General features: G+C 54.2%; 19 protein-coding genes. 14 read left to right on the forward strand and 5 right to left on the reverse strand.

Features of this window, described 5'->3' with window-relative positions; genetic code table 11:
- Positions 1–127 precede the first annotated feature (127 nt).
- The 6 genes from EBAPG3_RS13020 to EBAPG3_RS13045 all read left to right on the forward strand — a co-directional run bounded on the left by EBAPG3_RS13020 (position 128) and on the right by EBAPG3_RS13045 (position 5322).
- A complete protein-coding gene (locus EBAPG3_RS13020) occupies positions 128–1213 on the forward strand; it encodes an ABC transporter ATP-binding protein (RefSeq protein ID WP_004179355.1) in 1086 nt (361 codons plus the stop codon).
- Positions 1206–2117 carry an ABC transporter permease gene (locus EBAPG3_RS13025; protein ID WP_040852814.1) on the forward strand — a complete coding sequence of 304 codons (912 nt, stop codon included), beginning with the start codon at positions 1206–1208 and terminating at the stop codon, positions 2115–2117. The genes EBAPG3_RS13020 and EBAPG3_RS13025 overlap by 8 nt, the downstream gene beginning before the upstream one ends.
- Before the next feature lies 1 nt (position 2118).
- Positions 2119–2925 carry an ABC transporter permease gene (locus EBAPG3_RS13030; protein WP_004179358.1) on the forward strand — a complete coding sequence of 269 codons (807 nt, stop codon included), beginning with the start codon at positions 2119–2121 and terminating at the stop codon, positions 2923–2925.
- Entirely contained in the window at positions 2922–4040 is a 1119-nt protein-coding gene (locus tag EBAPG3_RS13035) for an ABC transporter substrate-binding protein (protein WP_004179359.1), read from the forward strand. Before EBAPG3_RS13030 ends, EBAPG3_RS13035 begins: the two co-directional genes overlap by 4 nt.
- A gap of 267 nt (positions 4041–4307) precedes the next feature.
- The gene (locus tag EBAPG3_RS13040) at positions 4308–4619 is read left to right on the forward strand and encodes a (2Fe-2S) ferredoxin domain-containing protein (protein WP_040852869.1); all 312 of its coding nucleotides are present in this window, start codon (positions 4308–4310) and stop codon (positions 4617–4619) included.
- 28 nt (positions 4620–4647) lie between these two features.
- Complete coding sequence (locus EBAPG3_RS13045; protein ID WP_040852815.1) at positions 4648–5322, forward strand: alpha/beta hydrolase; 675 nt, start codon at positions 4648–4650, stop codon at positions 5320–5322.
- Between the two features lie 63 nt (positions 5323–5385).
- On the opposite strand, the gene EBAPG3_RS13050 is transcribed toward EBAPG3_RS13045, so the two are convergent.
- Positions 5386–5859, reverse strand: coding sequence for a beta/gamma crystallin domain-containing protein (locus EBAPG3_RS13050; RefSeq protein WP_004179364.1), 474 nt, complete (start codon positions 5857–5859; stop codon positions 5386–5388).
- A 410-nt stretch (positions 5860–6269) separates the two neighbouring features.
- Between EBAPG3_RS13050 and EBAPG3_RS13055 the strand changes: the two genes are divergently transcribed.
- Positions 6270–6473, forward strand: a complete 204-nt coding sequence (locus tag EBAPG3_RS13055; RefSeq protein WP_004179365.1) for a DUF2905 domain-containing protein — start codon at positions 6270–6272, stop codon at positions 6471–6473.
- Between the two features lie 185 nt (positions 6474–6658).
- Here the strand turns inward: EBAPG3_RS13055 and EBAPG3_RS13060 are convergent, their stop codons facing one another.
- Entirely contained in the window at positions 6659–9745 is a 3087-nt protein-coding gene (locus EBAPG3_RS13060; protein ID WP_004179369.1) for a transglycosylase domain-containing protein, read from the reverse strand.
- A gap of 297 nt (positions 9746–10042) precedes the next feature.
- On the opposite strand from EBAPG3_RS13060, the gene EBAPG3_RS13065 reads away from it, so the two are divergent.
- The 4 genes from EBAPG3_RS13065 to EBAPG3_RS13080 all read left to right on the forward strand — a co-directional run bounded on the left by EBAPG3_RS13065 (position 10043) and on the right by EBAPG3_RS13080 (position 14555).
- Positions 10043–10855, forward strand: coding sequence for a carotenoid biosynthesis protein (locus EBAPG3_RS13065; protein WP_004179370.1), 813 nt, complete (start codon positions 10043–10045; stop codon positions 10853–10855).
- A gap of 178 nt (positions 10856–11033) precedes the next feature.
- On the forward strand, positions 11034–11342 hold the full coding sequence (locus tag EBAPG3_RS13070) for a c-type cytochrome (protein WP_004179372.1): 309 nt from the start codon (positions 11034–11036) through the stop codon (positions 11340–11342).
- A gap of 212 nt (positions 11343–11554) precedes the next feature.
- Positions 11555–12043: a DUF1499 domain-containing protein gene (locus tag EBAPG3_RS13075; RefSeq protein WP_004179373.1), complete on the forward strand. Its 489-nt coding sequence runs from the start codon at positions 11555–11557 to the stop codon at positions 12041–12043.
- A gap of 58 nt (positions 12044–12101) precedes the next feature.
- On the forward strand, positions 12102–14555 hold the full coding sequence (locus EBAPG3_RS13080; RefSeq protein ID WP_004179375.1) for a penicillin acylase family protein: 2454 nt from the start codon (positions 12102–12104) through the stop codon (positions 14553–14555).
- A gap of 85 nt (positions 14556–14640) precedes the next feature.
- Here the strand turns inward: EBAPG3_RS13080 and EBAPG3_RS13085 are convergent, their stop codons facing one another.
- On the reverse strand, positions 14641–15132 hold the full coding sequence (locus tag EBAPG3_RS13085; protein ID WP_004179378.1) for a macro domain-containing protein: 492 nt from the start codon (positions 15130–15132) through the stop codon (positions 14641–14643).
- Positions 15133–15530: 398 nt separating this feature from the next.
- On the opposite strand from EBAPG3_RS13085, the gene EBAPG3_RS13090 reads away from it, so the two are divergent.
- The 3 genes from EBAPG3_RS13090 to EBAPG3_RS13100 all read left to right on the forward strand — a co-directional run bounded on the left by EBAPG3_RS13090 (position 15531) and on the right by EBAPG3_RS13100 (position 18984).
- Entirely contained in the window at positions 15531–16586 is a 1056-nt protein-coding gene (locus EBAPG3_RS13090; RefSeq protein WP_227869219.1) for a phytoene/squalene synthase family protein, read from the forward strand.
- A 132-nt stretch (positions 16587–16718) separates the two neighbouring features.
- A complete protein-coding gene (locus tag EBAPG3_RS13095) occupies positions 16719–18371 on the forward strand; it encodes an MFS transporter (RefSeq protein ID WP_040852817.1) in 1653 nt (550 codons plus the stop codon).
- A gap of 313 nt (positions 18372–18684) precedes the next feature.
- A complete protein-coding gene (locus tag EBAPG3_RS13100) occupies positions 18685–18984 on the forward strand; it encodes a hypothetical protein (RefSeq protein WP_004179383.1) in 300 nt (99 codons plus the stop codon).
- A 94-nt stretch (positions 18985–19078) separates the two neighbouring features.
- Here EBAPG3_RS13100 and dinB read toward each other — a convergent pair whose 3' ends face one another.
- Together dinB and EBAPG3_RS13110 are read right to left on the reverse strand one after the other, a co-directional pair.
- A complete protein-coding gene (gene dinB / locus EBAPG3_RS13105; RefSeq protein ID WP_004179385.1) occupies positions 19079–20260 on the reverse strand; it encodes a DNA polymerase IV in 1182 nt (393 codons plus the stop codon).
- 157 nt (positions 20261–20417) lie between these two features.
- Positions 20418–22922: an ABC transporter permease gene (locus tag EBAPG3_RS13110; protein WP_004179387.1), complete on the reverse strand. Its 2505-nt coding sequence runs from the start codon at positions 22920–22922 to the stop codon at positions 20418–20420.
- Positions 22923–22983: the final 61 nt, after the last annotated feature.

Raw genomic sequence — 22983 nt, forward strand, 5'->3', positions numbered from 1 at the left:
AGTCCGCCCCGCTTCCTTTCAGCTCAACGAGGCGCTCCTGTAAGTGCCACGTATGTACGGCGGCAGTCTCAAATGCGGCGATCTGAAAGAATTTTGGTAAAATTCCCGATTTTTCATTGGCACGACTATGTCGCTCCTGGAAATCCGTAATGTAACCCGGCGCTTTGGTAACTACACCGCTGTCGATAATGTCAGCATTAGCGTTGAAACAGGTGAGTTCTTCACGCTGCTGGGGCCATCGGGTTGCGGTAAAACCACGCTCTTGCGAATGATCGCCGGATTCGATCTTCCCGATTCCGGTCAAATTCTTCTGGATGGCAAGGATATGGTTGGCACGCCGCCGGAAAAACGCCCTGTCCATACCGTATTCCAAACCTATGCGTTGTTTCCGCATATGACGGTAGTAGACAATATCGCATTTCCGCTCAAGATGGCGGGAAAAACACCGCAAGAAATAAAAACCAGAGTTGCGGACGCACTGGATAGCGTGCGTTTATCGAATTTCGGCGGCCGTTTTCCACACGAATTATCGGGCGGGCAGAAACAGCGCGTGGCATTCGCCAGAGGACTGGTCAATCGTCCCCGGCTACTGTTGCTGGACGAACCGTTGGGCGCACTGGATGCGAAATTGCGCGAGGAGATGCAGATCGAACTCATCAACCTGCAGAAGGAGGTGGGAGTGACCTTCGTTTTCGTTACCCACGCCCAGAATGAAGCCCTGGCATTGTCGCATCGCATCGCGGTGATGAATCGTGGCAATGTTGAACAAACTGACGAGCCCTCAAAAATCTATGGTTTCCCAAGAAACCGTTTCGTGGCGGATTTCATCGGCAAGATCAGCATGATGAATGCACGGATTGTGGAAGCCACGCCGTCACACCTGAGGCTTAATGCAGGGGAATTGGGGGAAGTGATAACTGCCGCTAAGGAAGGTGTAAAAGCGGGCGATGATGGCGTGATGGCGATTCGTCCCGAACAGGTTCGAATTTCCCATCCTTCGGAAGAACCCCGGTTGAAGAACCATTTCCTCGGCAAAGTACATGATTTTCTGTATATCGGGGATGTCACAACCTATATCGTGGAACTCTCCAATGGCACCTATATCGAGGCGTTGCTGCCCAATTCGTCACCGGGGCGCGCCACATTTTTCGAAGTTGGGGATGAAGTAGGCGTCTCATGGCGCCATGATGCGGGTATTTTCCTTAATGACTAAGGAAACCCCGCGAGAAAGCCGCACCGCCAGATTTCTGGTGAGCGGACCGCCGCTATTGTTCCTTGTGGTTTTTTTTGTCGCGCCGAGCCTGATCATGATTCTCACCTCGTTCCGCTTTCCGGGCGAGTTTGGAGGCCTGGCGCCCATTGCCGCGCCTGCGGAAAAAATTTCCGGCGAATATGGCCTCACGTCCGAGGCTTATCAGTTCTTTTTCAGTGATATCCTGTATGCCAGAATTTTTCTCAAATCCTTCGGTGTTGCGCTTGCCACCACGCTGATTTGCCTCATCATGGCCTATCCGCTGGCACTGCTGATCGCACGCAGCGAAAAGCGGTTCCGCAATCTGATGGTCCTGCTGGTGGTACTACCATTTGCCAGCAATTTCCTCATTCGCATTTATGCCTGGATGATCATTCTCGGACCGGAATCCGCGTTCAGCCATTTCGTTAATGCCTTCCTCGGCGCATTCGGTATCCCTCCAGTAACATTATTGTTCTCCCCATTCGCAGTATTGGTAGGTATGGTTTATGTACACCTGCCATTCATGATATTGCCCCTCTACACCAATCTCGAGAAACACGACGCCTCCCTCCTGGATGCGGCGCAAGACCTTGGCGCCACCGGATGGCAACGCTTTTGGCGTGTTACATGGCCGCTATCCCTGCCGGGTGTATTTTCGGGTTCCGCGTTGGTATTCATTCCGGTGCTGGGCATGTTCGCGGTACCCGATATACTCGGTGGTACGGGAGACATCCTCATTGGCAATCTGATCAAGGATCAATTCCTCGGCACCCGGGACTGGCCTTTCGGTTCTGCGCTTTCAATCATGCTGACACTGGCGGTGCTATCCGTCGCGGGACTGGCGACATGGTTCGCGCGCGCTGCGACCGGACAGCGAGCCTAGCATGAACCGGGGCAATATCTGGCTGTGGTTCGTGGCGGTGGTGATCTACGCCTTTCTTTATATTCCGCTCGCGATCGTGGTGATATATTCATTCAACGATTCCAGGCTGAATGCCGAGTGGGTAGGCTTTACACTGTCCTGGTATCAAGCGCTGTTCAACAACACGGAAATGCTTACCGCCGCGCGCAATTCGCTCATCATCGCGCTCAGCGCGAGTTTCAGCGCCACCGTGCTCGGCACGATGGCCGGCCTGGCGATACATCGGTACAAACTCAAGGTATTGCCGGTATTGGTATTCACCCCGGTGGCAATGCCCGAGATCCTGCTGGGCGTGTCGCTGCTGCTCTTCTTTTTGCAAGTCCTGAATATAACGCTCGGCATGATTTCCATCATCATCGCGCACACCACGTTTTGTATCGGCTTCGTCGCCATAATCGTACGGGCACGGCTTCAGGGCATGGATGAAAGCATCTTTGAGGCGGCACGCGATCTCGGCGCCTCCCGCTGGCAGACTTTTCGCTTGGTAACATTGCCGCTTATCATGCCGGCGGTGGTGGCAGGAGCCTTGATGTCATTTACATTGTCCATTGATGATTTCGTCATCACTTTCTTTACCAAAGGCGTTGGTGAACCGATACTCCCCATCCAGATCTATACCATGATAAAGGTCGCGGTGACGCCGGAAGTGAACGCCATTTCCACACTGCTGATATTGCTCACACTATTCATGATCATCATCGCGGCCCGGCTGGAATCACGCGCCTCGTCGGGCGGAGTCAAAATGCCACGCGAAGCGGGAAAACAATGAATTTGCGGCATTTGCTCACACTACCGCTGATATCGCTTTTACTGCTCGCGTGGCTGGTCCTATCCACCGCGAGCTGCGCGAGACAGGATCAAAATACACCCAGCACGGCGGGAAATGTTCTTCATCTATTCAATTGGAATAATTATATTGCGTCGCAAACAATTGAACGCTTCCAGGAACTATGCAACTGCAAGCTCGCACAGGATTATTATTCTGATAACGAGGAAATGCTGGCCAAGCTTGCAGCTGGTGCAACCGGCTATGACCTTATCGTCCCCACCGGCAACGCGATGGATACGCTTATTCGGCAGGGCGCGCTCAAGCCGCTGGACAAATCGCTACTGCCCAATCTCAAGAATATCAATCCCGCATATCTCGACACAGCTTTCGATCCCGGCAACAAGTATTCCGTTCCGTATGCTTATACGATTACCCTGCTTGGCTTCAATCAGGAAAAAATAAAGGAGCTCGGTCTGCCCACCGACACTTGGGCAATCATTTTTGAGCCGGAATACCTCGAAAGAATCAAGGGTCGCGTAACCGTACTCGATAGCCAGCGAGAATTGATGGCGGCAGCGCTAAAATATTTAGGCTATTCGGTCAACGATACTGATGAGGCGCATTGGAAGGAAGCAGCAGACCTGATCGTGCGCGCGAAGCCTTACTGGGCGGCTTTCAGCAACACCAGCTATGTCAAAGAACTCGCAATAGGCAATCTGTGGGTAGCGCAAGGATATTCTAATGACATGTTTCAGGCGGCGCTTGACGCCAGAAAGACGGCGCGGGAATTCACGATCACCTACTCAAGCCCAAAGGAGGGCGCGGTTCTGGCACTCGACAGCATGGTGCTGCATCGAAGCGGGAACCGCCCCGATCTCGCCCATCAATTCATTAATTTCATGCTGGACGGGAAGAACTCCGCCGATCTCACCAATCTCATAGGATCCGGCAACCCCAATACGAACGCGATGCAGTATGTCCGGCCCGAAATCGGGAGCAATAAGGCCATATTTCCAGACCCTGAATTACTCAGCCGGCTGGAAATGCTTCGGGATCTCGACCGCAGGCAACGCCGCCTGCTAAGCCGGTTATGGACCGAAATAAAGTTGAGATAGCTGGCAACCCATGGGACTTAACCTGAAACGGGAAACTGATTGGGCGGGGACGGATTTGACGGTTTTGAAGGCCAATAGCCGTTGCCTTGGGCTGAAAAAGCCATGAAATATGGAACCGGCCGGATGCTTTTTCAGCCAATTTCCCCTGGCCCCGACAGGCTGTAAGAAGCCTGTCCGTCACGCTTGGCGGATATGACGGGCTGCCATGGAAATACTCGTTCATTCCGGTATAATCCTTACTCATCCATTGCTAAAAAATATTTTTTTATGAGCTACTATCAACGGCACGTATTTTTCTGCGTCAACCAGCGCGACGCAGGAGCGGTATGCTGTAACAATCATGGCGCCCAGGCAATGCGCGATTACGCCAAGGAGCGTGTCAAGACGCTCAGGCTCGACGGCAAGAGCAGAAGAGTGCGGATCAACAATGCGGGATGTCTTGACCGTTGCAATGAGGGGCCGGTTATTGTGGTCTATCCTGAAGATGTCTGGTATACGTATGTGGATAAGGAAGACATCGACGAAATCATCGAGGAACATCTGAGAAACGGCCGCGTGGTCGAACGACTGAGAATCTGACGCCGTGCAAATTACAGGACCGCTATCATTGTCGAATTCACGTCCCAAAAGGTTTTTTGTTGATGGCCCTGCGGGAAAGCTGGAAACAGTTCTGGCCGAGCCGGATATCGATCATCCGCGTGGGATAGCTGTCATTGCGCATCCTCATCCGCTGTATGGCGGAACGATGAACAACAAGGTGGTTTATACCCTCTTCAAGGCTTTGCTCGAGTTGGGATTCATTGCGGTTAAATTCAATTTTCGCGGCGTGGAACAAAGCGAAGGTAATCGTTACTCCGGTAACGGCGATGGGACAGGCGAAATTCAAGATGTGCTGGCGGTAGTCGAAACCACCCGGAATCAATCTACTTCCCCGTTCAATGGGTCCGCGCCATTGGTGCTGGCTGGATTTTCCTTCGGCGGAGCCATCCAGGGGTATGCCGCCCAACAACTCAGGCCACAAAAATTGATCATGGTGGCGCCGTCGGTGGAACGATTGAAGGTTCCTCCTCTTGCTCGTCCCGGCGCCCAACACGACAATGAATCCATCAGGGACATTCTCATCATTCAGGGTGACCAGGACGACGTGGTTCCTCTCCACACTGTTCTGGACTGGGCCGCTCCGCAGGAATTGCCGGTAGTCGTCATTCCGGGCGCCGAACATTTTTTTCATGGCCGGCTGCACATTCTCAAACGCGTTGTTCAAGATTCGTGCCGACCCTGAGTGCCATCAAACTGGAGAGTTCGCAAGGACAGCTTGAAATCCTTGGTGCGAGCTGAAAGGGCGTCATATGCAGCTAAGCATCATTGACCGGATATCATCAAAAAATCCCATTTTCTTTGACATATCCGGAATTTTTGCATTAGGGTCGACAAATTTGTCCTGATCACGGAAATTGCGATTGTCGTAAATGGTGACATTGGCTCTGGGACCGGTTTCGAGGCTGCGAATCTTATTTTCCCAATTGAAACCAAAGGGACCCATCATCTGCGCCAGATTGACCGGGCCCACCAATAGCAGGCTGTCCCCTTTATAGTCTTTTTTATCGTATAGCTTCACCCAGCATCCTTTATCCTTTATAAGATCACTCGAAACCTGGACGGGAACCATCACGATGATCGGTACTTCAACGATCACTTTTCCGTCCTTTTTCCCTGTCGTGGACTGCTGCGCATGGGCGACGCCAGTCAAGACGAATCCGCCGAACATCATCACAGCGGCTACCAGGGTTCTACGGAAATTCGCTACCAGGATATCCATATCATGCTCCTTAAAAAATCAAATAAAGCCTATGTTGCAACACGGATACGAATCGTGTTGAAACCATAAACGGACCCTCGCACCTTAGCAACTCTAGATCCTGATTCCGATGTGTTCCGTTCGTTAGCCTACATAGTCACGGAATCTTCCGCTGTTAATAAAAACCTCCCCATCTGCGGTGCTGTATGGCTGGATCAAAAAGGATAGGATTAAACGTCGCTTTATAGCCATACTTACCCAGGAATGGAGCGAACAGAAAACCGGGCTATCGAAGTCATGCCGGGGAGCCTTATAAGCCGTGAGAGAGAATGTGAGGGACGCAAATTGATCTTTTCAGGAAAAACTGTTTACATTAGCATCAGGAAGCGAAGCGCATCCCGGTAGGCGCTGGGGGCCATCCAAAAATCATTATGCAACGTCTACTCATCATATTCGGAATACTGCTGCTGTTTGCGGGTCTTGCCTGGCCGTGGCTGTCGAAACTGCCCTTCGGGCGGCTGCCGGGAGACATTATTATCGAGCGAGAGAATTTCAAGCTTTACTTTCCTCTGACCACGGGCCTGCTTGTGTCCCTTTTCCTGTCGCTGCTGCTGTGGTGGTGGTCCCGAAAATAACCATTCTTTTGAAAGGATAAATAATTGGATCTTTATGAATCGATGGTATTCTGGTTCGTCAAGGAATTTCTAAAGGCCGTTCTGGGTCTTGGATTTATCCTAGGATTAATCGTCTTCTTACGCTGGATCAGCAGTGATGATTGAGCCATGTGCGAGTCTCGCATCATTCCCCCGGTTTTAAGGTTTTAACTTGAGTTTACTCTGGACTTTTTCTTTACTTTGGGCAAGTCGTGTTTGGCCGCCCTTTTCTCCGAAACTTGCTCCGGCAGGGGCTGGGCCGTGTCGGTGAGAGGTTTCAGGACAGGCAGGAGATGCTTCACAACTTGCGTGGAGAGTGCTGACGTAAATTTATAATCCGCGGCATCCGCACCCGGGACAAACGCCGTCATCGTTCCGAAGAATCGATCGCCGATGAAGAACACAAAAGTGGCTGAACGGTTTACTGCGCGGGACTCCTTGACGACGCCAGGAGACGAGAAGGTAATGTAGCGATGATCTCCGGTCCCTGTCTTTCCTCCAATCAAAATCTCATTGCCATCCTCTTCCACCATGGCGCGTGCGAGCCGCGAAGCGGTTCCCGTCGCCACCACATCGGTTAATACCCCACGAACTGCTGCCGCCAATTCGGGAGAAAATACCCTTTCGCCCTGGATCGGTGTCCGTTCGACAATGGTTTCAAAAGGCGTGCCAGCTCCAAAGTGCAGGCGTTCGATCAGCACGGCCGGAACCCGCACTCCATCATTGAGAATAATACCCATCAGTCCGGCAAGTGCAGCGGGATGATCCGCCGAACTCCCGATAGCGGTGGCGAGAGACGGCACCAGTGAATCGAAAGGATAGCCGAGCCGTTTCCAGCTGCGATGAATTTCAAGAAATGCTTCAAGCTCCAGAAGTCCGCGAATCCGGGTGTCCTGCGAGTTCTTGTATTTCGTCTTGAACAACCAGTCGTAGACAGCCACCCGCTCATCCGCGCTGGCCTCGATCACGTCCGTGTATCGTGCGGCCGGATGAGTCATCAAGTAGCGTACCAGCCATAATTCCAAAGGATGAACGGTAACAATATAGCCCCGGTCGGCCAGTGAGTATTTGCCGGGGCCATAACCCTCATAAAGATCTTGAAGGAAATCCGGGGTCATACGCTTGAAAACGGACCGATAAGGCCGCATGAATTTCTCGAATTCCATGAATGTCGATTCAGGGTAAATATAACGGTATGCGGCTGCCAGACGGCGCGGCGTGTGCCGGAAACTGGAAAAGAATATGTTACGAATCATAGCCGGCGTCGCCGTTTTACCCTCGTATTTAAGATAAAACCGGTTCATAAACTGCTTGCCTTCCTTGTCCGCGAATCGTCTGAGATACCCTTTCCGGTCAGGATCTCCGGCATCTTTAAGTATCCTGGCGGACGAGCCCGCGACGTGGAACATATAGTGGCGCACGATATCTCGCATCAGACGGATGTATACGAGATTGACTGATTTCAGCGTTGCCTCGCGGACACTCAGAAACTTGCGGTCATCCTCTCGCTTGAAATTGTGAAAGAAATGCGCTCCGCCACCCGTAAAAAACCGCTCATCGGGATTGGCCGAATAGTTACGCTCCAAGGCGGCATCCAGCATGGCTGCCAGACTCTTGTCCGCGCTTTGCAGTAGATACCCGATCGCCCAGCGGCTAAGCATATCACTTGGATCAACTTGTTGTTTAAGAAGATCTTTTTTGGACAATGCTGCATATTTTTTGTGAAGGGCTTCGACAATTTCAAGGTAGGTTACCAATGTTCTTAATTTCGCGGTGGAACCCAAATCAAGCTTGGTCCCCTTGTTGATATCCAGGGGCTGGTCGAAATTGTCAGCCTGAATCCGGAACTTGGCTCCTTCCGGGGTTAGCTCGGAGAGCATGAAGCTGTAGACAATCTTGCCCGGATCCTCCGTCTCCAGCATGCGGGGTCCATAAAGTCCCGCCACGTTTGCGTATTCCGGGTTCTTGAGCCGGCGCAGTATATCGGTGGTTTTCTGTTGAAGGTCTTCGTCGAGAGTGCTTTGCACTGATAAATCCAGCCGGTCCAGATCATACATGCGCTTTAATCCGAGCAGGGACGCAAGGCGCATGCGCACCGCATTGACGGCCTTTTGAGCGGAAAAATTCCTGATTTCTTCGGGTGCGGCTGTGGCGGTATCACGGAAGCGTAACGGAATTTCCAGCGCTGCGTCCCTCAGAGCGGGAGGAATCACGCCAACCTGCGTAAGCACCCGCAGATGACTGTCAGTAAGTTCTTCGAGCGCTTTGCGTCCAGCGAGCAGATAATATGAGGGTCTGCGCTGGGCAATGATCAGACTCAGCACATGTTTGTAGAGGCGGGCCGCCTCGACAAGGGCATCACCTTCGACCAATCGAGAACTGAGGATGCGATTGGTCTCATCAAAATCCAGGCCGTACCATACCCATAGACCATCCCCCAATCCATTCGCTTCGCCGAAACCCGCGGCCCCGGCAAGGGGAACCGTATTGAGATAATCGACTACGATACGCTTACGGGCGGGCAACGTTTCCTCTCCGTCCAGGTAAGCACGCACGGAGGCGGATGCAACCTGCTGCAGCTTGTCTTGTGGCGTGATCGTCATTCCGTTGGGAGAATGGCGGTATTTCTCAATCTGTGTCGCCAACGTGCTGCCCCCTACCACGCCATGTTCGGGATGGAAGACCTGGATTATCTTGTCCAGGATGGCCCTGCCCAACCGGTCCCATTCAATAGCGGGATTCTTTTTTGGATGGGTTGGATCCAGCAACTCGCGATTTTCAATGAACAACAGGCTGTTCGCCACTAATGGGGGAACCGCTTCAAAGTTTTCGTAAGCACGGCTCGGAAATACGGCGCGATACAATGGCCTTCCCCCGCTAGCAGAAATCTCCAGACCAGCTTGGGATTTCTCGTGATAGGGGACAAACAAACCCTCCGCAACAAGTTCTTTCATGCGCGCGGAAGGTCGTGCCTGCGCCTGCACGCGGAAGCCTTGTATGACGAGATTGTGAATCAGTTCCGGCAAGCGGCTATAGCCCAGACGTATGTCATAGGGTCCTGACTGCGGAAAATAGGAATCCTCGTTCGGTCCGCTTTTTACTTCCCAGCTCAGCTCATCGGCCAATTTTCCAAGACGGCGTGCCTGGTATGTGGAAGTTTCCGCTTCCCAGTAAAGCAGGAAAGCGGCAATGGTCAGCGCAACGAGAAGCAGGATCAGGACAACAAGGGCAAGAAGCTTGAGCGCACGCCTCACGATGGAGTTATCAAAACCGTATTTTGATCTCTATATAAGTTATTGAAAATCCGTGATACATGGATTCAGTTTTACGAACTGCATGGTTGATTGAGTAAGCGCGAGATATCACAGCAATTATTGATATCGTTGATTTTCTCCGCATCCGATACTCTAAATGCCCGATAATCTCATATATCGCGGCTGATAATGCTCTGCAACAAGAGAATTTTGAGCCACATAATAAACATGGATGGGAGTCTGCAACGGCATCTCAGAATTGTGGGCTGTCTAGCTCACTGAACCAATGGAATCCCGATGGAATTTTTCAGCCTCCTCCTTAAGACAATTGCCCTTCGCCCTTATGTTTTCGTGTTTCTTACCGCTTTTCTATTTTCTGCGGCGCGCCTGATCGGCTGGCGAAGGACATGGTATTTCATGGGAATTACGTGGCTTGTGGCACTTTTGTGCGAATTTTCTTCCACTCGTACCGGTATTCCGTTCGGCTGGTATTACTATACCGGTTCAACCGTCGGGCAGGAATTGTATATCGCCGATATTCCATTCATGGATTCTCTCTCGTTTCCCTTCCTTCTTTATGCAAGTTACTGCATGGCCCTGGCTTTTCTTTTGCCTGCCACCCGCACATTGAGTACCGTGTCCGGTATCGGCATAATCCGGATGCAATTCCCTCTCGCTACAAGAACGGGCTGGCCTGTCATTCTACTGACCGTTCTTTTTTTCAGTTTCGTTGACATGATCATTGATCCGGTCGCGCTTCGCGGGGAACACTGGTTCCTCGGCCAGATTTATTACTATCCCGATCCCGGCACTCATTTTGGCGTACCTGTGGCTAATTATATCGGCTGGGCTATTGTCGGCCTGCTCTCGCTGCGCGCCTATCTTCCTTTGGATCGCAGGCTTCTCCAGACCTGTCTTTCGCCTGACGGATCGGTGACTGGGCATGTGCTCCTGGGTTGCGGTCTTTATTATGGCGTATTGATCTTCAATCTCACAGTAACCTTCTGGATCGGTGAGTCTCTTCTCGGCATGACGGGCCTTCTCATTTATCTTCCGCTCACTGTGTTGCTGGCCCTACGGCTACTCGGTCACTTGGGAAGCTCGGAATAGTTTAGTCAGAGGTCAGAGGGAATCTCACTCACACAGCGCAACATACCACGTTTTCAGGCCGCACTAAAAACCGGAACCGAGCAATACAATACCTGAACCATCAGATAGACGAGATATAATGCCGTCCTTGAAATTCATTCCAGAATTCCTACACTGATAATAAATTGGAGCATTAAAAATGAAGAAAATGACTTTGTTGTTGGCTGTCTGCACATCGGTGAGTTTGATTGGCTGTTCGAAGATTGATAATTACACGCCCCCCGAGAGTGCAAGCGGGGAAGATATATTTTACGCAAACTGCACCAAATGCCACAAGCCGGAAGCTGCCGGCAATGTGATGACATTGACTTCCTCCGTCGCGAACAAGGATGCCATTATCCAGAAAATACATAAAGGAAGCATGTCCATGCCCGCATTCCCCAATATTAAAGGTGAACCTGCACAACGTCTGGCCGAATTTATACTCTCAAACAGCAAAACCAAGTAGCTCGTTGATCGGAAAAGCATTATATGACCCCATGAACAAGGGGATGGCAAGTGGCAGCCGGGAATGAATGGTATCCGGAATGGATGAGCATAAAATGATGGCATTTCTGTATCCGAGAGCTTCCTGCCGTATCTGAAAAATCGGAGCGAAGAATTGAAAAAACCGGCGGGCTGCACAACGTCCTCTAACGCTTCAGTTTTACGAGTCTCGATATGGTCATTATCAAGTGGCTGCTTATTGTCATGGCCCTCGTGGTCATCACGGGGGTGCTCGCGGGTCAACTCGGGCTGCTGAAGGGCACGCCGCCCGCCGATCTGGGTGTGCATGAGGGCAGACTCAAACCCCCCTCAAAAACCCCCAACAGTGTCTCAAGTCAGGCATCGCTCTACCCGGATCATCCCCAGCATGCGTATGCCAGCATCCCGCCACTACCGGTGAAGGATGACGGTCCCGCCACGCTGGCCCGCATCGCGGGCATCATCAAGGCTATGAATGGCGCACAAATAGTCAAAATGGACCCTGATTATCTTTATGCGCAGTTTACTACCCGGATCATGAAGTATGTGGACGATGCAGAGTTCTGGTTTGACCCGGCTGCGGGCGTAATTCAAGTGCGCTCGTCCTCGCGCTTGGGTAGCAGCGATTTAGGCGTAAACCGCGAACGCATCGAGTTCATCCGGCAAAAACTGGAGTCTTCCTGAGTTGGCTTGATTAGCATGAATGCCTCGGCTGGCCGCAAGCCTGGCTCCTGGAAATCGGATGCACCAAGCTAGGCCGGCAGCGGCACAACCGTTTTACTCTTCCCATATGACCGCCGCGCTGCGCCCAATCTACCGGCTCCTGCTTGGACTGCTTATACTGGTATTGCTGCTGATAGGCAGCGCATGGCTGGTGCTACGCGGCAGCCTGCCCCAGTACGATGGAACAATGGGCATGACGGCGCTGGCTGCGCCGGTAATCGTCGAGCGGGATGCGCTGGGCAGCGTGACGCTGCAAGCGCAGAATCGTCACGATCTGATTCGGGCACTCGGTTATGTCCATGCGCAGGAGCGCTTTTTCGAGATGGATCTGATGCGGCGCAAGGCCGCCGGAGAACTGGCCGAATTGTTTGGGCCTGTCGCCTTGCCAGCAGACCGCAAAGTACGGATGCATCGCATGCGTGCGCGTGCATCGGCAATACTGGAAGAGTTGCCGGCCAAACAGCGCGAGTTGCTCGATGTCTATCGCGATGGCGTGAATGAAGGTCTCGCTGCCCTGATGGTGCGTCCATTTCCGTATCTGCTGACGCGCACCCGCCCGCTCGCGTGGCGCAGCGAGGACAGCATACTGGTTGTCAAGGCAATGTATTTCATGCTGAATGGTGGCGATAATCATCGCGAGCTTGCATTCTCCACTATGCGCGCAGCTCTCCCGGAAGCTGCCTATCGGTTTCTCACCGCTGGCGGCGGCGCGTGGGATGCGCCTCTCATCGGCACGGCATTTGATTGGCCACGGCTTCCCTCCGCGAGCGAGCTGGATCTGCACAAGCTTGAGCCCGGTCTTGTGCGCGACACCGAGGAGCACAGCGACAACCTGCCCGGCAGTAACAGCTTTGCCGTCGCTGGTTCGCTGGCTGCTGGCGCGGCACTAGTCGCCAACGACATGCATCTGGATCTTCGTGTCCCGAATATCTGGTTCCGCACGCGCCTGATCTATCCTGATCCGCGCCAAACCGGGCTCATGAACGACATCGCCGGTGCCAGTCTGCCCGGTACACCTGCCATCGCCGTCGGCTCAAATCGAAAGATTGCCTGGAGCTTTACCAACAGTTATGGCGATTCCGCCGACTGGATTCGCGTCATCCTTCATCCGGAGGATGCTACCCGTTATCGCAGCGCAAAGGGATGGAGCTCCATCACCATTCACCGCGAAATCCTGCATGTACGGGGTGGACAGGATGAGACGCTGGATGTGCACGAGACGGAGTGGGGCCCTGTCCTGGCTACCGACCACGACGGTACGCCGCTCGCACTGGCTTGGGCCGCGCACCGGGCTGGCGCGGTAAATATGGAGCTGACCCTGCTGGAGCAAGCGGAAACCGTGAACGAGGCAATCGCGATTGCACAGAATGCGGGCATTCCAGCCCAGAATTTTATCGTCGGCGATCGGGACGGCAGAATCGGATGGACCATCGCAGGCCGCATCCCCGCGCGGACCAGCGGCTATGATCCAACCCTTCCCGCGGACTGGAGCAAACCGGATACGGGGTGGAACGGCTGGCTCATGCCTGCACAATACCCGCTGATTGTCGACCCCCCGGAGCGGCGTCTTTGGACCGCCAATGCACGTGCCGTTGACGGTTTGCTGCTCGATCGGATTGGCGATGGCGGCTATGACCTTGGCGCTCGCGCAATGCAGATCCGCGACAGGTTGCGCGAATATGAGCGCTTCTCTCCACCCGGCATGCTGGCGATCCAGCTTGATGATCGCGCATTGTTCCTGGCGCGCTGGAAAGAATTTCTCGAACTGACCTTGAAACGAATGGAACCAGCGCCCTGGCGCGTGGAGATGCAGCACGCGCTCCTCGATTGGAATGGGCATGCTTCCACGGACTCCGTGGCCTATCGCGTGGTACGCGCATTCCGCCAGGAAGTCACTAAGAGTGTACTCGGCGGCTTTGCCACCGCCATCCGGCGCATCGATCCAAACTTTGAGCTGCCAAAGCTGAATCAGGCCGAACATGCGGTGTGGAGATTGATCGAGCACCGTCCGCAACACCTGTTGCCGCCGGTTTATGCCGACTGGGATGAGCTATTCGTCAGTTGTGCTGAACGTGTTGCCAAGCACATGCAAAGTCAGCCGGGGGGGATTGCCGAACGCAGCTGGGGTGAACGTAACACCGCGCGCATCCGGCATCCGCTTAGCCGCGCCCTGCCTGAATTTGTCGCGAACTGGCTGGACATGCGGAAAGACGCACTGCCTGGTGATATCCACATGCCACGCGTACAAGCGCCTGATTTCGGCGCTTCACAGCGTTTCGCGGTCGCACCGGGTGACGAAGAGCATGGTTATTTCGAAATGCCTGGCGGACAGAGCGGACACCCGCTCTCCCCCTATTATGGTAGCGGTCACACGGACTGGGTTGCCGGCAAACCCACGCCGTTCCTGCCGGGTCCAGCCCGGCAGACACTGCACCTGCGCCCTGTCGCACATCCTGTTGCGAGGACACCGTAATTATTGAGATCCGGGCAAGGGTCCGCATGAGGTGAATTCTTATTGGACAAGAAGCCAATATCATCTCTTTCCTTATTGCAGACGCTTATCCCGGGCTCGGCTCGGCAGCCTGGATTCCCTTCTCGTAACGGGTATAGATGTAGATGGGCAGCGCCAATTCGCCCAGGTGATGCGCAACCAGTGGTTGTACCACGTCCCAATCCAATCCACCCGCGCCGGTGGCAAGGCGCGGCAACGCCAGGCTCGTGACCCGGTCATATTCCAGCAAATAACGCAATTCATGCAATGCCTCATCGACGTACTCGATCCTGGCACGCCCTGATCCGTTGCCTTGACTACGCGCTTCGTGGGTGAGCAGGTTGATAATGCGCTTACTCATCGCACCAGCCCACACCCATGCCTCCCCGGATTTCGGCTGCGCAGTATGGCAGTAGTGCCGAAAATCCTTGACCATCGCCGGCCATTGCTCACCCAGGCTCAATGCCAGTCCTTGATTGAAATGATCATCGGGAGCAATCCCGTGAGCAATGACCTGAGCATGACTCAATAGAATATCGCCCCTCACTTCATGAATCACGCAGCCTCCCAGTAATGGGGACAATTAAAAAATTTAGTATAGCAATTTAATTTTTCTTTGCCGGCGCGCCCATCTTGCAAAAAATTTGCATAAGCGCTACATCAAAATTATTTCCCGTTCTTTCGCTATGCGATGGTTTCAATCCTCGCCCGACCAATCAGCTGGGCGCTACTTGCGTAAGATCTTGGGTTACGCTACGCTCCATCCATCCTACGCGAGAAACATAAACGATGAATCTGACCTCATTTTACTTGAGCTCCAAATTATCGTTTTTATTGCGGCTTCATTAACACCTCCACTCAAAATCTGAAGTTTCTCTTTCTAATACCCGCTTGAAGAACACAATATCTTGACGTTCAGGTTCGGCACCATGTAATGTTCGGCCCTGATTGAGCGTCTTGGAATTCCTATCTTTGAGCAGCGATCCCACCACACACGAGCTTCTGCATGGCATTCTCAAGCAGGTTTCCCGGTCGTTTTATCTCACGCTTAACGTGTTGCCGGCGGGGGTACGCGATCAGATGGGATTATCGTATCTGTTTGCCCGCGCAGCCGACACCATCGCCGATACGGATCTTATCGACCGCGGGCAGCGCCTGAAATACCTGAATCAGTTTCGTGCGCAGTTTCGAAGCGCTGAAATTGATTGGCAGGCCATCCAGGAGATCCAAGCCGCGCTCATTCCTCATCAGAAAGACTCCGCCGAAAGCATCCTTCTCCAGCGGCTGGAAGACTGCTTGAAGTTATATAAGACATATTCTACTGGCGACCAAGAGCGTATCCAATGGCTGATGGACGTGCTGCCCAACGGAATGGAAATGGATCTGACCCGGTTTCCCGGCGAGTCAGCCGGGCAGCTTACCGCATTATCCACTCTGGACGAACTGGATCAGTACACTTACTATGTCGCGGGCTGTGTCGGAGAATTCTGGACCAGAATGGTTTGCGCGCACAGCCCGGAAATGGCCCGGTGGGATGTCACGGAAATGTCCGTCATGGGCGTGCGATTCGGAAAAGGACTTCAGCTTACCAATATTGTGAAGGACATTGCCCGCGACCTGCGTAATGGCCGCTGCTATGTGCCGGAGCCACTCCTGCAGGAAGCTGGATTACAGCCTGCCGATTTGCTGAACGAAGACAGTCTGCCGAAATTCAGACCCGTCTTGAATCGGCTCATCCGGCTTGCCGTGGAGCATCTAAACGAAGGCTGGAAATATACCATGGCGATTCCTGCCTCCGAGATTCGCCAGCGATTGGCCTGCATGTGGCCAATATTATTGGCCGGGGAAACGTTGAAACGCGTCGCCATAGCGCCTGGCTTACTTAATCCGGCCGTCAATGTGAAGGCACCTCGGAGTACTGTGTATCGTGTAATGGCGATAACGATTCTGACCGGCGCTAACGAATCCGTGGCAACCGCCTGCTGGAACCGTGTCAGGGAACACATTGTCTGAACCGTAGCCCCTGTAAGCCGGTTGGCGTAACGCTAGTCCAGCGCATGGTGGTGTGCGCAATCCCTGAAGCAATGTACGTAAGGAAAATTTAAGCGCCCCGCACCCCGATAATAATCAAGAAAAGACGCTCTTATGACAACCGCACCCCCTTCCATCGGATTCGTTGCTGCCGTGGGCCGCTGGCTCGACGCCAATATTTTCGCATTGGGACGGGAAATGCGTCTGTCATACCTACCGCCGCTCATGGTTTATGCCGCCGCCGGTATTTCCGGCCTGACAGGGATCGTGGGCACATTCTATGTCAAGGAACGACTGGGTCTTTCCGCCGAGTTTCTGGCGGCACTCGGTTTCTGGATGATGCTGCCGTGGGCGTTGAAGATGCCACTGGGCCACCTGGTCGACCTGGTATGGCGCTGGAAGGGTGTGCTCGTGTATCTGGGTGCAAGTCTTATCACGCTGAGTCTGCTGATCATGATCGGACTGCTTGGCCACACGGATGCAATGCGTGCCATAGCCTCAGTGGAAGCCTGGTACGTTACCGCGGCATTGCTCGCACCCATCGGCTACGTGCTCCAGGACGTGGTTGCGGATGCCATGACGGTCGAAGCCGTCCCGCGCACGGACGAATTTGGGCAGCCGCTGGCGCCGGAAAATCGCAAATCCATGCACGTCACCATGCAAACGTTGGGGCGTGTTGCCATTATCAGTGGCGGAGTTCTGGTTTCGGTGATGAACGTCTTCCTGCTGCGGGGTGTCGGTGAACTACCCGAAGCAGAGAAGGCGGCCACTTATCTTTTCGTCTATGAACTCGCCTTGATAATTCCGCTGGTTTCGGTTTTTGGTGTTTTATTCGCCACTTGGCTGCGGCGGCGGGATATGGCGCGGTTTGCGGCACTAGGGCATAGCCGTGAAGAATGCGAGGCATTGCTTGGCGTCGACAGCGAGCCGCCTCCGGTCAACTGGTGGATTCTCGGCGGCGGCGTGGCCTTTACCCTGATCTCCCTGAGCGTCGGTCTCAACCGCGTTGCCGGCGGGGAAGAAATCGTCTTCTGCGTCTCCATGGCGATCGTGCTATTTCTGATGTGGCGGCTAACCGGAGAACTCGAGCCCCAGGCACGCAACGTGCTGGTGGGTACCGCGATTCTGATATTTGTATTCCGCGCCATGCCGGGGCCGGGTGCCGGTTCGACTTGGTGGATGATCGACGACTTGGGTTTCGACCAGCAGTTTCTCGCCACCTTGTCGCTGATTGGCGCAACGCTCACGCTCGCAGGAATGTTCATTTTTCGCCGCTTCATGGCGGAGCGCTCGATTGCCTATATCATAGGCGCTCTTACCATCGCGGGGACTTTCCTGTCATTGCCGATAATCGGTATGTATTTTGGCTTGCATGAATGGACCGCTTCCGTTACCGGCGGTGTCGTGGACGCCCGGTTTATCGCCGTCATCGATACCGCGCTGGAATCACCTCTGGGCCAGATCGCCATGATCCCGATGCTGGCATGGATCGCCAACTCGGCACCTGAAAAGCTCAAGGCGACTTTTTTTGCGGTGATGGCTTCATTCACCAACCTTGCCCTGTCCGCTTCACAGCTTGCAACCAAGTATATGAATCAAATCTTCGTGGTCGCCCGCGAGGTGAAGGACCCCGCCACCGGCGAGATCACGCTACCCGCCGATTACAGTGAGCTGGGCCTGCTCCTCATCACCGTGACCGCCATCAGCTTTGCGCTGCCGCTACTGGCCATCTTTCTCGTCAAACGAACGCGCTTCCGCAACGCCTGAAATCGGTTATCCCGACTATTACAGAATCATAAGGGCGTCCGCTGCCATGATCGATGCACGCCTTGGCCGCAAAGAGCGCATGCGAGTTCATATGTAAAATGCAAGCGTGCTATTAGGAATGACTGCTTCGGTTCCCTCATTACTTGACAACATTTCACCCGGAGTACATCATTTGGCGGAGCGAGGGTTGGGGCTCCCAGAAAAGAAAATACAAGCTCCATCGGGCTTTCCACCCATCTGACGCCTGGCCCGAACAAAGCCATTGAATTTCCGGTTCTTCAAATCAAGCCCTCCCCCAGGGGAGCAGGAAGAAATGCAGCCAGTATCGCGACAAAAAGGTGGTGTAACGCTATTTGCACTGCTGCTGATCATTTTCACGGCATCCATGGCGTATTGGCTCTGGCGCGCCCATGGCCAAGTGTCCCTGGAGATTGAGCTTGCCTGCCGCCTGCCCGCGGCGGAGGCCTGCATTTCCGCCAAGGGCCGCTATATGAACAGTTTTTATGCCGCATGGCTTGCGCAGATGTTTCCGTGGATTCTTCCTTTCGTGCCAGCCTTTATTTACGTATTCTTTTTTCGCTGGCTGCGCAAAGACCGGCAACCTGAAACCTGAATCGGCAGTTGCCCATGATAATTTATTGTATCTTTCGCCTTTCACTTTCCTGGCAAGCTTGCTAAAAACCACCGGACCCGATTGAATGTCCCGCTTATCCCTGTTGCTTTTCTATGGGTGCGGTCAATGGCAGTTCACTCTGCCAGGACATGCCGGCACTCTGCTGCGCAGCTCTCCCCGAGGATAAGGCGCTGGCTCGCACGCCCAGCAACCGCAACTTCTGATTCAGCGGCGCGCGCCGCAGGCATTCCTCGGCCGCCCGGCGAATGGTAACGGGATCGGCGGTAGGAAGGGATAGCGTAAGGTCGCGGGTTACGGTGTGGAAGTCGGCATACCGCAACTTGATGCCGATCGTACGGCCAAGGTAACCCTTGCGCTGCAGGTCATGTGCCACATCGGTGCATAGCGCCGTGAAAATTTCCGTGAGAATGGAACGATCCTGGCGGGCATGGAGATCCCGTTCGAAAGTAGTCTCCCGGCTCATCGACTTGGGCTCCGCATGCGTGATCACCGGACGGTCGTCGATCCCGTGAGAAACCTCTTGCAGCCAGCGGGCATAGGAGGGGCTGAAGTGCATCCGCAGAAATGAGGGCTCGGCTGCCGCCAGCTCGGCGATCGTGGTGATGCCAAGCGCCGCGAGCTTTGCAGTCGCCTTGGGGCCGATACCATTGATTTTCTTGACCGGTAAAAGCCAGATCCGGCTTGGGATATCCGGCAAGCCCAGAATGGTGAGACCATCCGGTTTTTCGAGATCCGAGGCGATTTTCGATAACAGTTTGTTGGGTGTCACGCCAATGGAACAAGAGAGTCCTGTAGCCTCATATACCGCCTGTTTGATGCGCCGGGCGAGCGTCATTGTGTCGCCTGGCAGATCGCTCAGATCGATGTAGATCTCGTCAATGCCATGATCTTCGATCCAGGGGGCGATCCCGGCCACAGCGGATTTAAAAAGCCGTGAATAATGGCGGTAGGCGTGAAAGTCTGCCGGCAGCAGGATCGCATCCGGTGCCAGCTGCGCGGCTTTCATGAGACCCATGCCGGAGAAGATGCCGAAAACACGGGCTTCGTAAGTAGCCGTGGTCACCACGCCGCGTCCAGCGTAATCGCGCAGCCGCGTGAAAAGCCGGCTGCCGTTCTCGAGAAGCGCCGGTTGCCGATCACTCTGTCCGCCGATCACGACAGGGGATCCGCACAACTCGGGGTAGCGCAGCAATTCAACCGATGCGTAGAAAGCATCCATGTCAAGATGTGCAATGCGCCGAACTATTTTACCCATCTACCTGCTCAAAACGTAAACGATAAATTCCTGAAAACGTTTAACCCAAATCCGGCAGTTGACCACGCATTTTTCAATTAAGCATCCTGCCCACAAAGGCCCTTGGCGCGACTGGGCCTTCAATTCTGTGGTTTGCTATAGGACGGATTCAGCCTCATCAAATTTTGCGTAGCGTCATGAGGGGTGGGGTTGAAAGCGCAGAGCGAGTCCCCATCAGCCCCGCCACGGTGACGCCTATCATTCCCGAAAGCAAGCCAGTCAGCCAAATGGATGGGTTGAAAGTATAGGTCAGATTCAACGCATACTCACCGATGATATAGCCCAGCGCACTGGCTCCCGCCGCAGCGAAAAGACCGGCCAGTCCGCCGAGTATGGCGAATTCCGCTGCCCAGGCGCGTGCCAATTGGCTGCGCCTGGCCCCCAGCGTGCGAAATATGGCGGCTTCGTGAATGCGTTCGTCCTGGGTGGAAGCAATCGCGGCGTATAGCACCGCCAATCCCGCCAGCAGCGTAAACAGGAAAACAAATTCGACCGCTTTGGTCACTTGTTCAATCACCTTGTGGACTTGACTGATGATAGTCGCCACATCGATCACAAGCAGATTGGGAAAGGCCTTGATCAGTTTGTTTGTCACTTCCATACGCTCCGGCGGCAGGTGAAAACTGGTAATGTAGGTCGCCGGATATTTTTCCAGTACGCCCGGTGGCGTAACCACGAAAAAATTAACGTGAAACGTATCCCAGTCCACCTTTCTCAAGCTGGTGATCTTGGCGGAAAATGTGCTGCCCGCCACGTCGTAAGTCAGCGTGTCACCGAGACCAACCCCTACCGTTTTTGCGATACTTTCCTCCAGGGACATCATCGCTTTTCCCTTGTCCTCCCTTTTCCACCAATGGCCCTCGATAATCTGGTTATCACTTTGCATCTCCTCTGCCCACGAAAGATTGAATTCGCGCTCAATCAGCCGTCTTGCGCGGATGTCGGCATAATCTCCGGCTGCAATGGCCTTGCCGTTGATTGCGGTCAGTCGCCCCCGGACCATGGGAAAAACCGGCGGCCGCTTGAGGCCGTGCTGGTCAAAGAATGCGGCCAGCGGCTCCAACTGGTCGTCCTGGATATTCACCAGAAAATGATCGGGTGCGTCCGGGGGCAAGCTGGTGCGCCAGTTCTGCAGCAGATCATCCCGAATCAGGGTCAGCGCCAGCAGCGCCATCAATCCCAGCCCCAGCGCCACTGCCTGCACCACGCTGGCGGTGGCACGCCGCCGGATACTTGCCAATCCATAGCGCAGCGCCCCGCCTGTCTGGCCCCGCATGTGCGCCAGGGCTTTGACCAGCAGGAATCCAAGGGAACCGAAAACCGCTATCGCCGCGGCGAATCCGCCCATGACAGAAGCGCCCAGACGGACGTCACCAGCCTTCCACATGAATAGTACCGCCAGCGCTATCAGTCCCAAGGCGTAACCCGTCAAACTGTGAGTGTTCGTCATCCCGATATCCCGGCGCAATACGCGCAACGCGGGCACACTACGCAAATTGAGTAAAGGCGGCAGCGCAAAGCCAAGCAATAACACCATGCCGGTCAGCAATCCATGCACACCGGGCCACACGCTGGGATAGGGCAATTCCGCCTTCACCAATCCAGAGAGCCAAAAAGTCAATGCTTCCTGTGCGAAGAAACCGAGTAGACAACCGGCCCCGCTGGCGATCAATCCCAGTGCGGCGAAATGCCAGAGATAGAGACGTAGCATCGCCGCCTGGCTGGCACCCAGACAACGCATGACGGCACAGCCGTCGAGATGGCGCTGCGTGAAGCGACGCACCGCAAGCGCCGCCGCCGCCGCCGCCAGCACCACGCTTGCGAGGGCAGCAAGACTGAGAAATTTTTCCGCCCGCTCCAACGCCGCCTTGATTTCAGGGCGAGCATCACGGATGCCTTCGATTCTTTCGCCCAGTGTCAAATGCGATTGAGCCCAACTCCGGAAATTTTCCACTACCCCGTCTTCCCCCGAAACCAGAAGACGATAGCCAACCCGGCTCCCCTGCTGCACCAGGCCGGTCGCGGGCAGATCGACCTTGTTGATCAATACACGTGGCCGCAGATTAATGAAACCAATCGAATAGTCCGGCTCCTGCGTTATCAGTGCGGCGACGGTGAAGTGCGCCGCGCCCAGCTCAATCGTGTCGCCCCGATTGAGACCAAGTCGAATCATGAGTTTTTCATCCACCCATGCCGATCCGGGTGCTGGAATTGCCTCGGCAATATGCGTAGGCCGGGGAGATGACACGTCGCTAAAATCCTCACTGATGCGCAGTTCACCTCGCAGCGGATAACCGGCGGTAACCGCCTTGATCTCGGTCAGGAGGCTCATCTCTCCCTTCGCGGCCATGCTCGGAAATTTGATTGCGATGGAAACGGCCAGCCCCCGCCGTTGCGCTTCATCCGCATAATGAGGGGGCAGTGGATGATCCGCAAAAATTATCAAGTCCGCGCCCAGCAACTGATTGCCCTGGCGCGAAAGCGCCAGTTGCACCCGGTCGGCGAAAAACCCCACCGTGGTCATGCCACCCACGGCGATTACCAGCGCAAAGGCCAGCACGCGCAACTCACCCGCGCGCCAATCGCGGCGAAGCATTCGGAAGGAAAGCTTGATGAGATTCATAAAGGCAATACTATAAATTCAATTTTCATAATGATGCGTCCTTATATTCCCGTTTCTCCAT

This window comes from Nitrosospira lacus (assembly GCF_000355765.4).
GTDB classification, from domain to species: Bacteria; Pseudomonadota; Gammaproteobacteria; order Burkholderiales; family Nitrosomonadaceae; genus Nitrosospira; species Nitrosospira lacus.

What these genes read in the sequence shown, in the direction of transcription:
- EBAPG3_RS13020 (WP_004179355.1), top strand. Translation starts at nt 128, where the DNA reads ATGTCGCTCCTGGAAATCCGTAATGTAACCCGGCGCTTTGGTAACTAC.
- EBAPG3_RS13070 (WP_004179372.1), top strand. Translation starts at nt 11,034, where the DNA reads ATGAAGAAAATGACTTTGTTGTTGGCTGTCTGCACATCGGTGAGTTTG.
- EBAPG3_RS13050 (WP_004179364.1), bottom strand. Translation starts at nt 5,859, where the DNA reads ATGGATATCCTGGTAGCGAATTTCCGTAGAACCCTGGTAGCCGCTGTG.
- EBAPG3_RS13030 (WP_004179358.1), top strand. Translation starts at nt 2,119, where the DNA reads ATGAACCGGGGCAATATCTGGCTGTGGTTCGTGGCGGTGGTGATCTAC.
- EBAPG3_RS13100 (WP_004179383.1), top strand. Translation starts at nt 18,685, where the DNA reads ATGCAGCCAGTATCGCGACAAAAAGGTGGTGTAACGCTATTTGCACTG.
- EBAPG3_RS13110 (WP_004179387.1), bottom strand. Translation starts at nt 22,922, where the DNA reads ATGAATCTCATCAAGCTTTCCTTCCGAATGCTTCGCCGCGATTGGCGC.
- EBAPG3_RS13065 (WP_004179370.1), top strand. Translation starts at nt 10,043, where the DNA reads ATGGAATTTTTCAGCCTCCTCCTTAAGACAATTGCCCTTCGCCCTTAT.
- EBAPG3_RS13055 (WP_004179365.1), top strand. Translation starts at nt 6,270, where the DNA reads ATGCAACGTCTACTCATCATATTCGGAATACTGCTGCTGTTTGCGGGT.
- EBAPG3_RS13080 (WP_004179375.1), top strand. Translation starts at nt 12,102, where the DNA reads ATGCACCAAGCTAGGCCGGCAGCGGCACAACCGTTTTACTCTTCCCAT.
- EBAPG3_RS13025 (WP_040852814.1), top strand. Translation starts at nt 1,206, where the DNA reads ATGACTAAGGAAACCCCGCGAGAAAGCCGCACCGCCAGATTTCTGGTG.
- EBAPG3_RS13035 (WP_004179359.1), top strand. Translation starts at nt 2,922, where the DNA reads ATGAATTTGCGGCATTTGCTCACACTACCGCTGATATCGCTTTTACTG.
- EBAPG3_RS13095 (WP_040852817.1), top strand. Translation starts at nt 16,719, where the DNA reads ATGACAACCGCACCCCCTTCCATCGGATTCGTTGCTGCCGTGGGCCGC.
- EBAPG3_RS13075 (WP_004179373.1), top strand. Translation starts at nt 11,555, where the DNA reads ATGGTCATTATCAAGTGGCTGCTTATTGTCATGGCCCTCGTGGTCATC.
- dinB (WP_004179385.1), bottom strand. Translation starts at nt 20,260, where the DNA reads ATGGGTAAAATAGTTCGGCGCATTGCACATCTTGACATGGATGCTTTC.
- EBAPG3_RS13040 (WP_040852869.1), top strand. Translation starts at nt 4,308, where the DNA reads ATGAGCTACTATCAACGGCACGTATTTTTCTGCGTCAACCAGCGCGAC.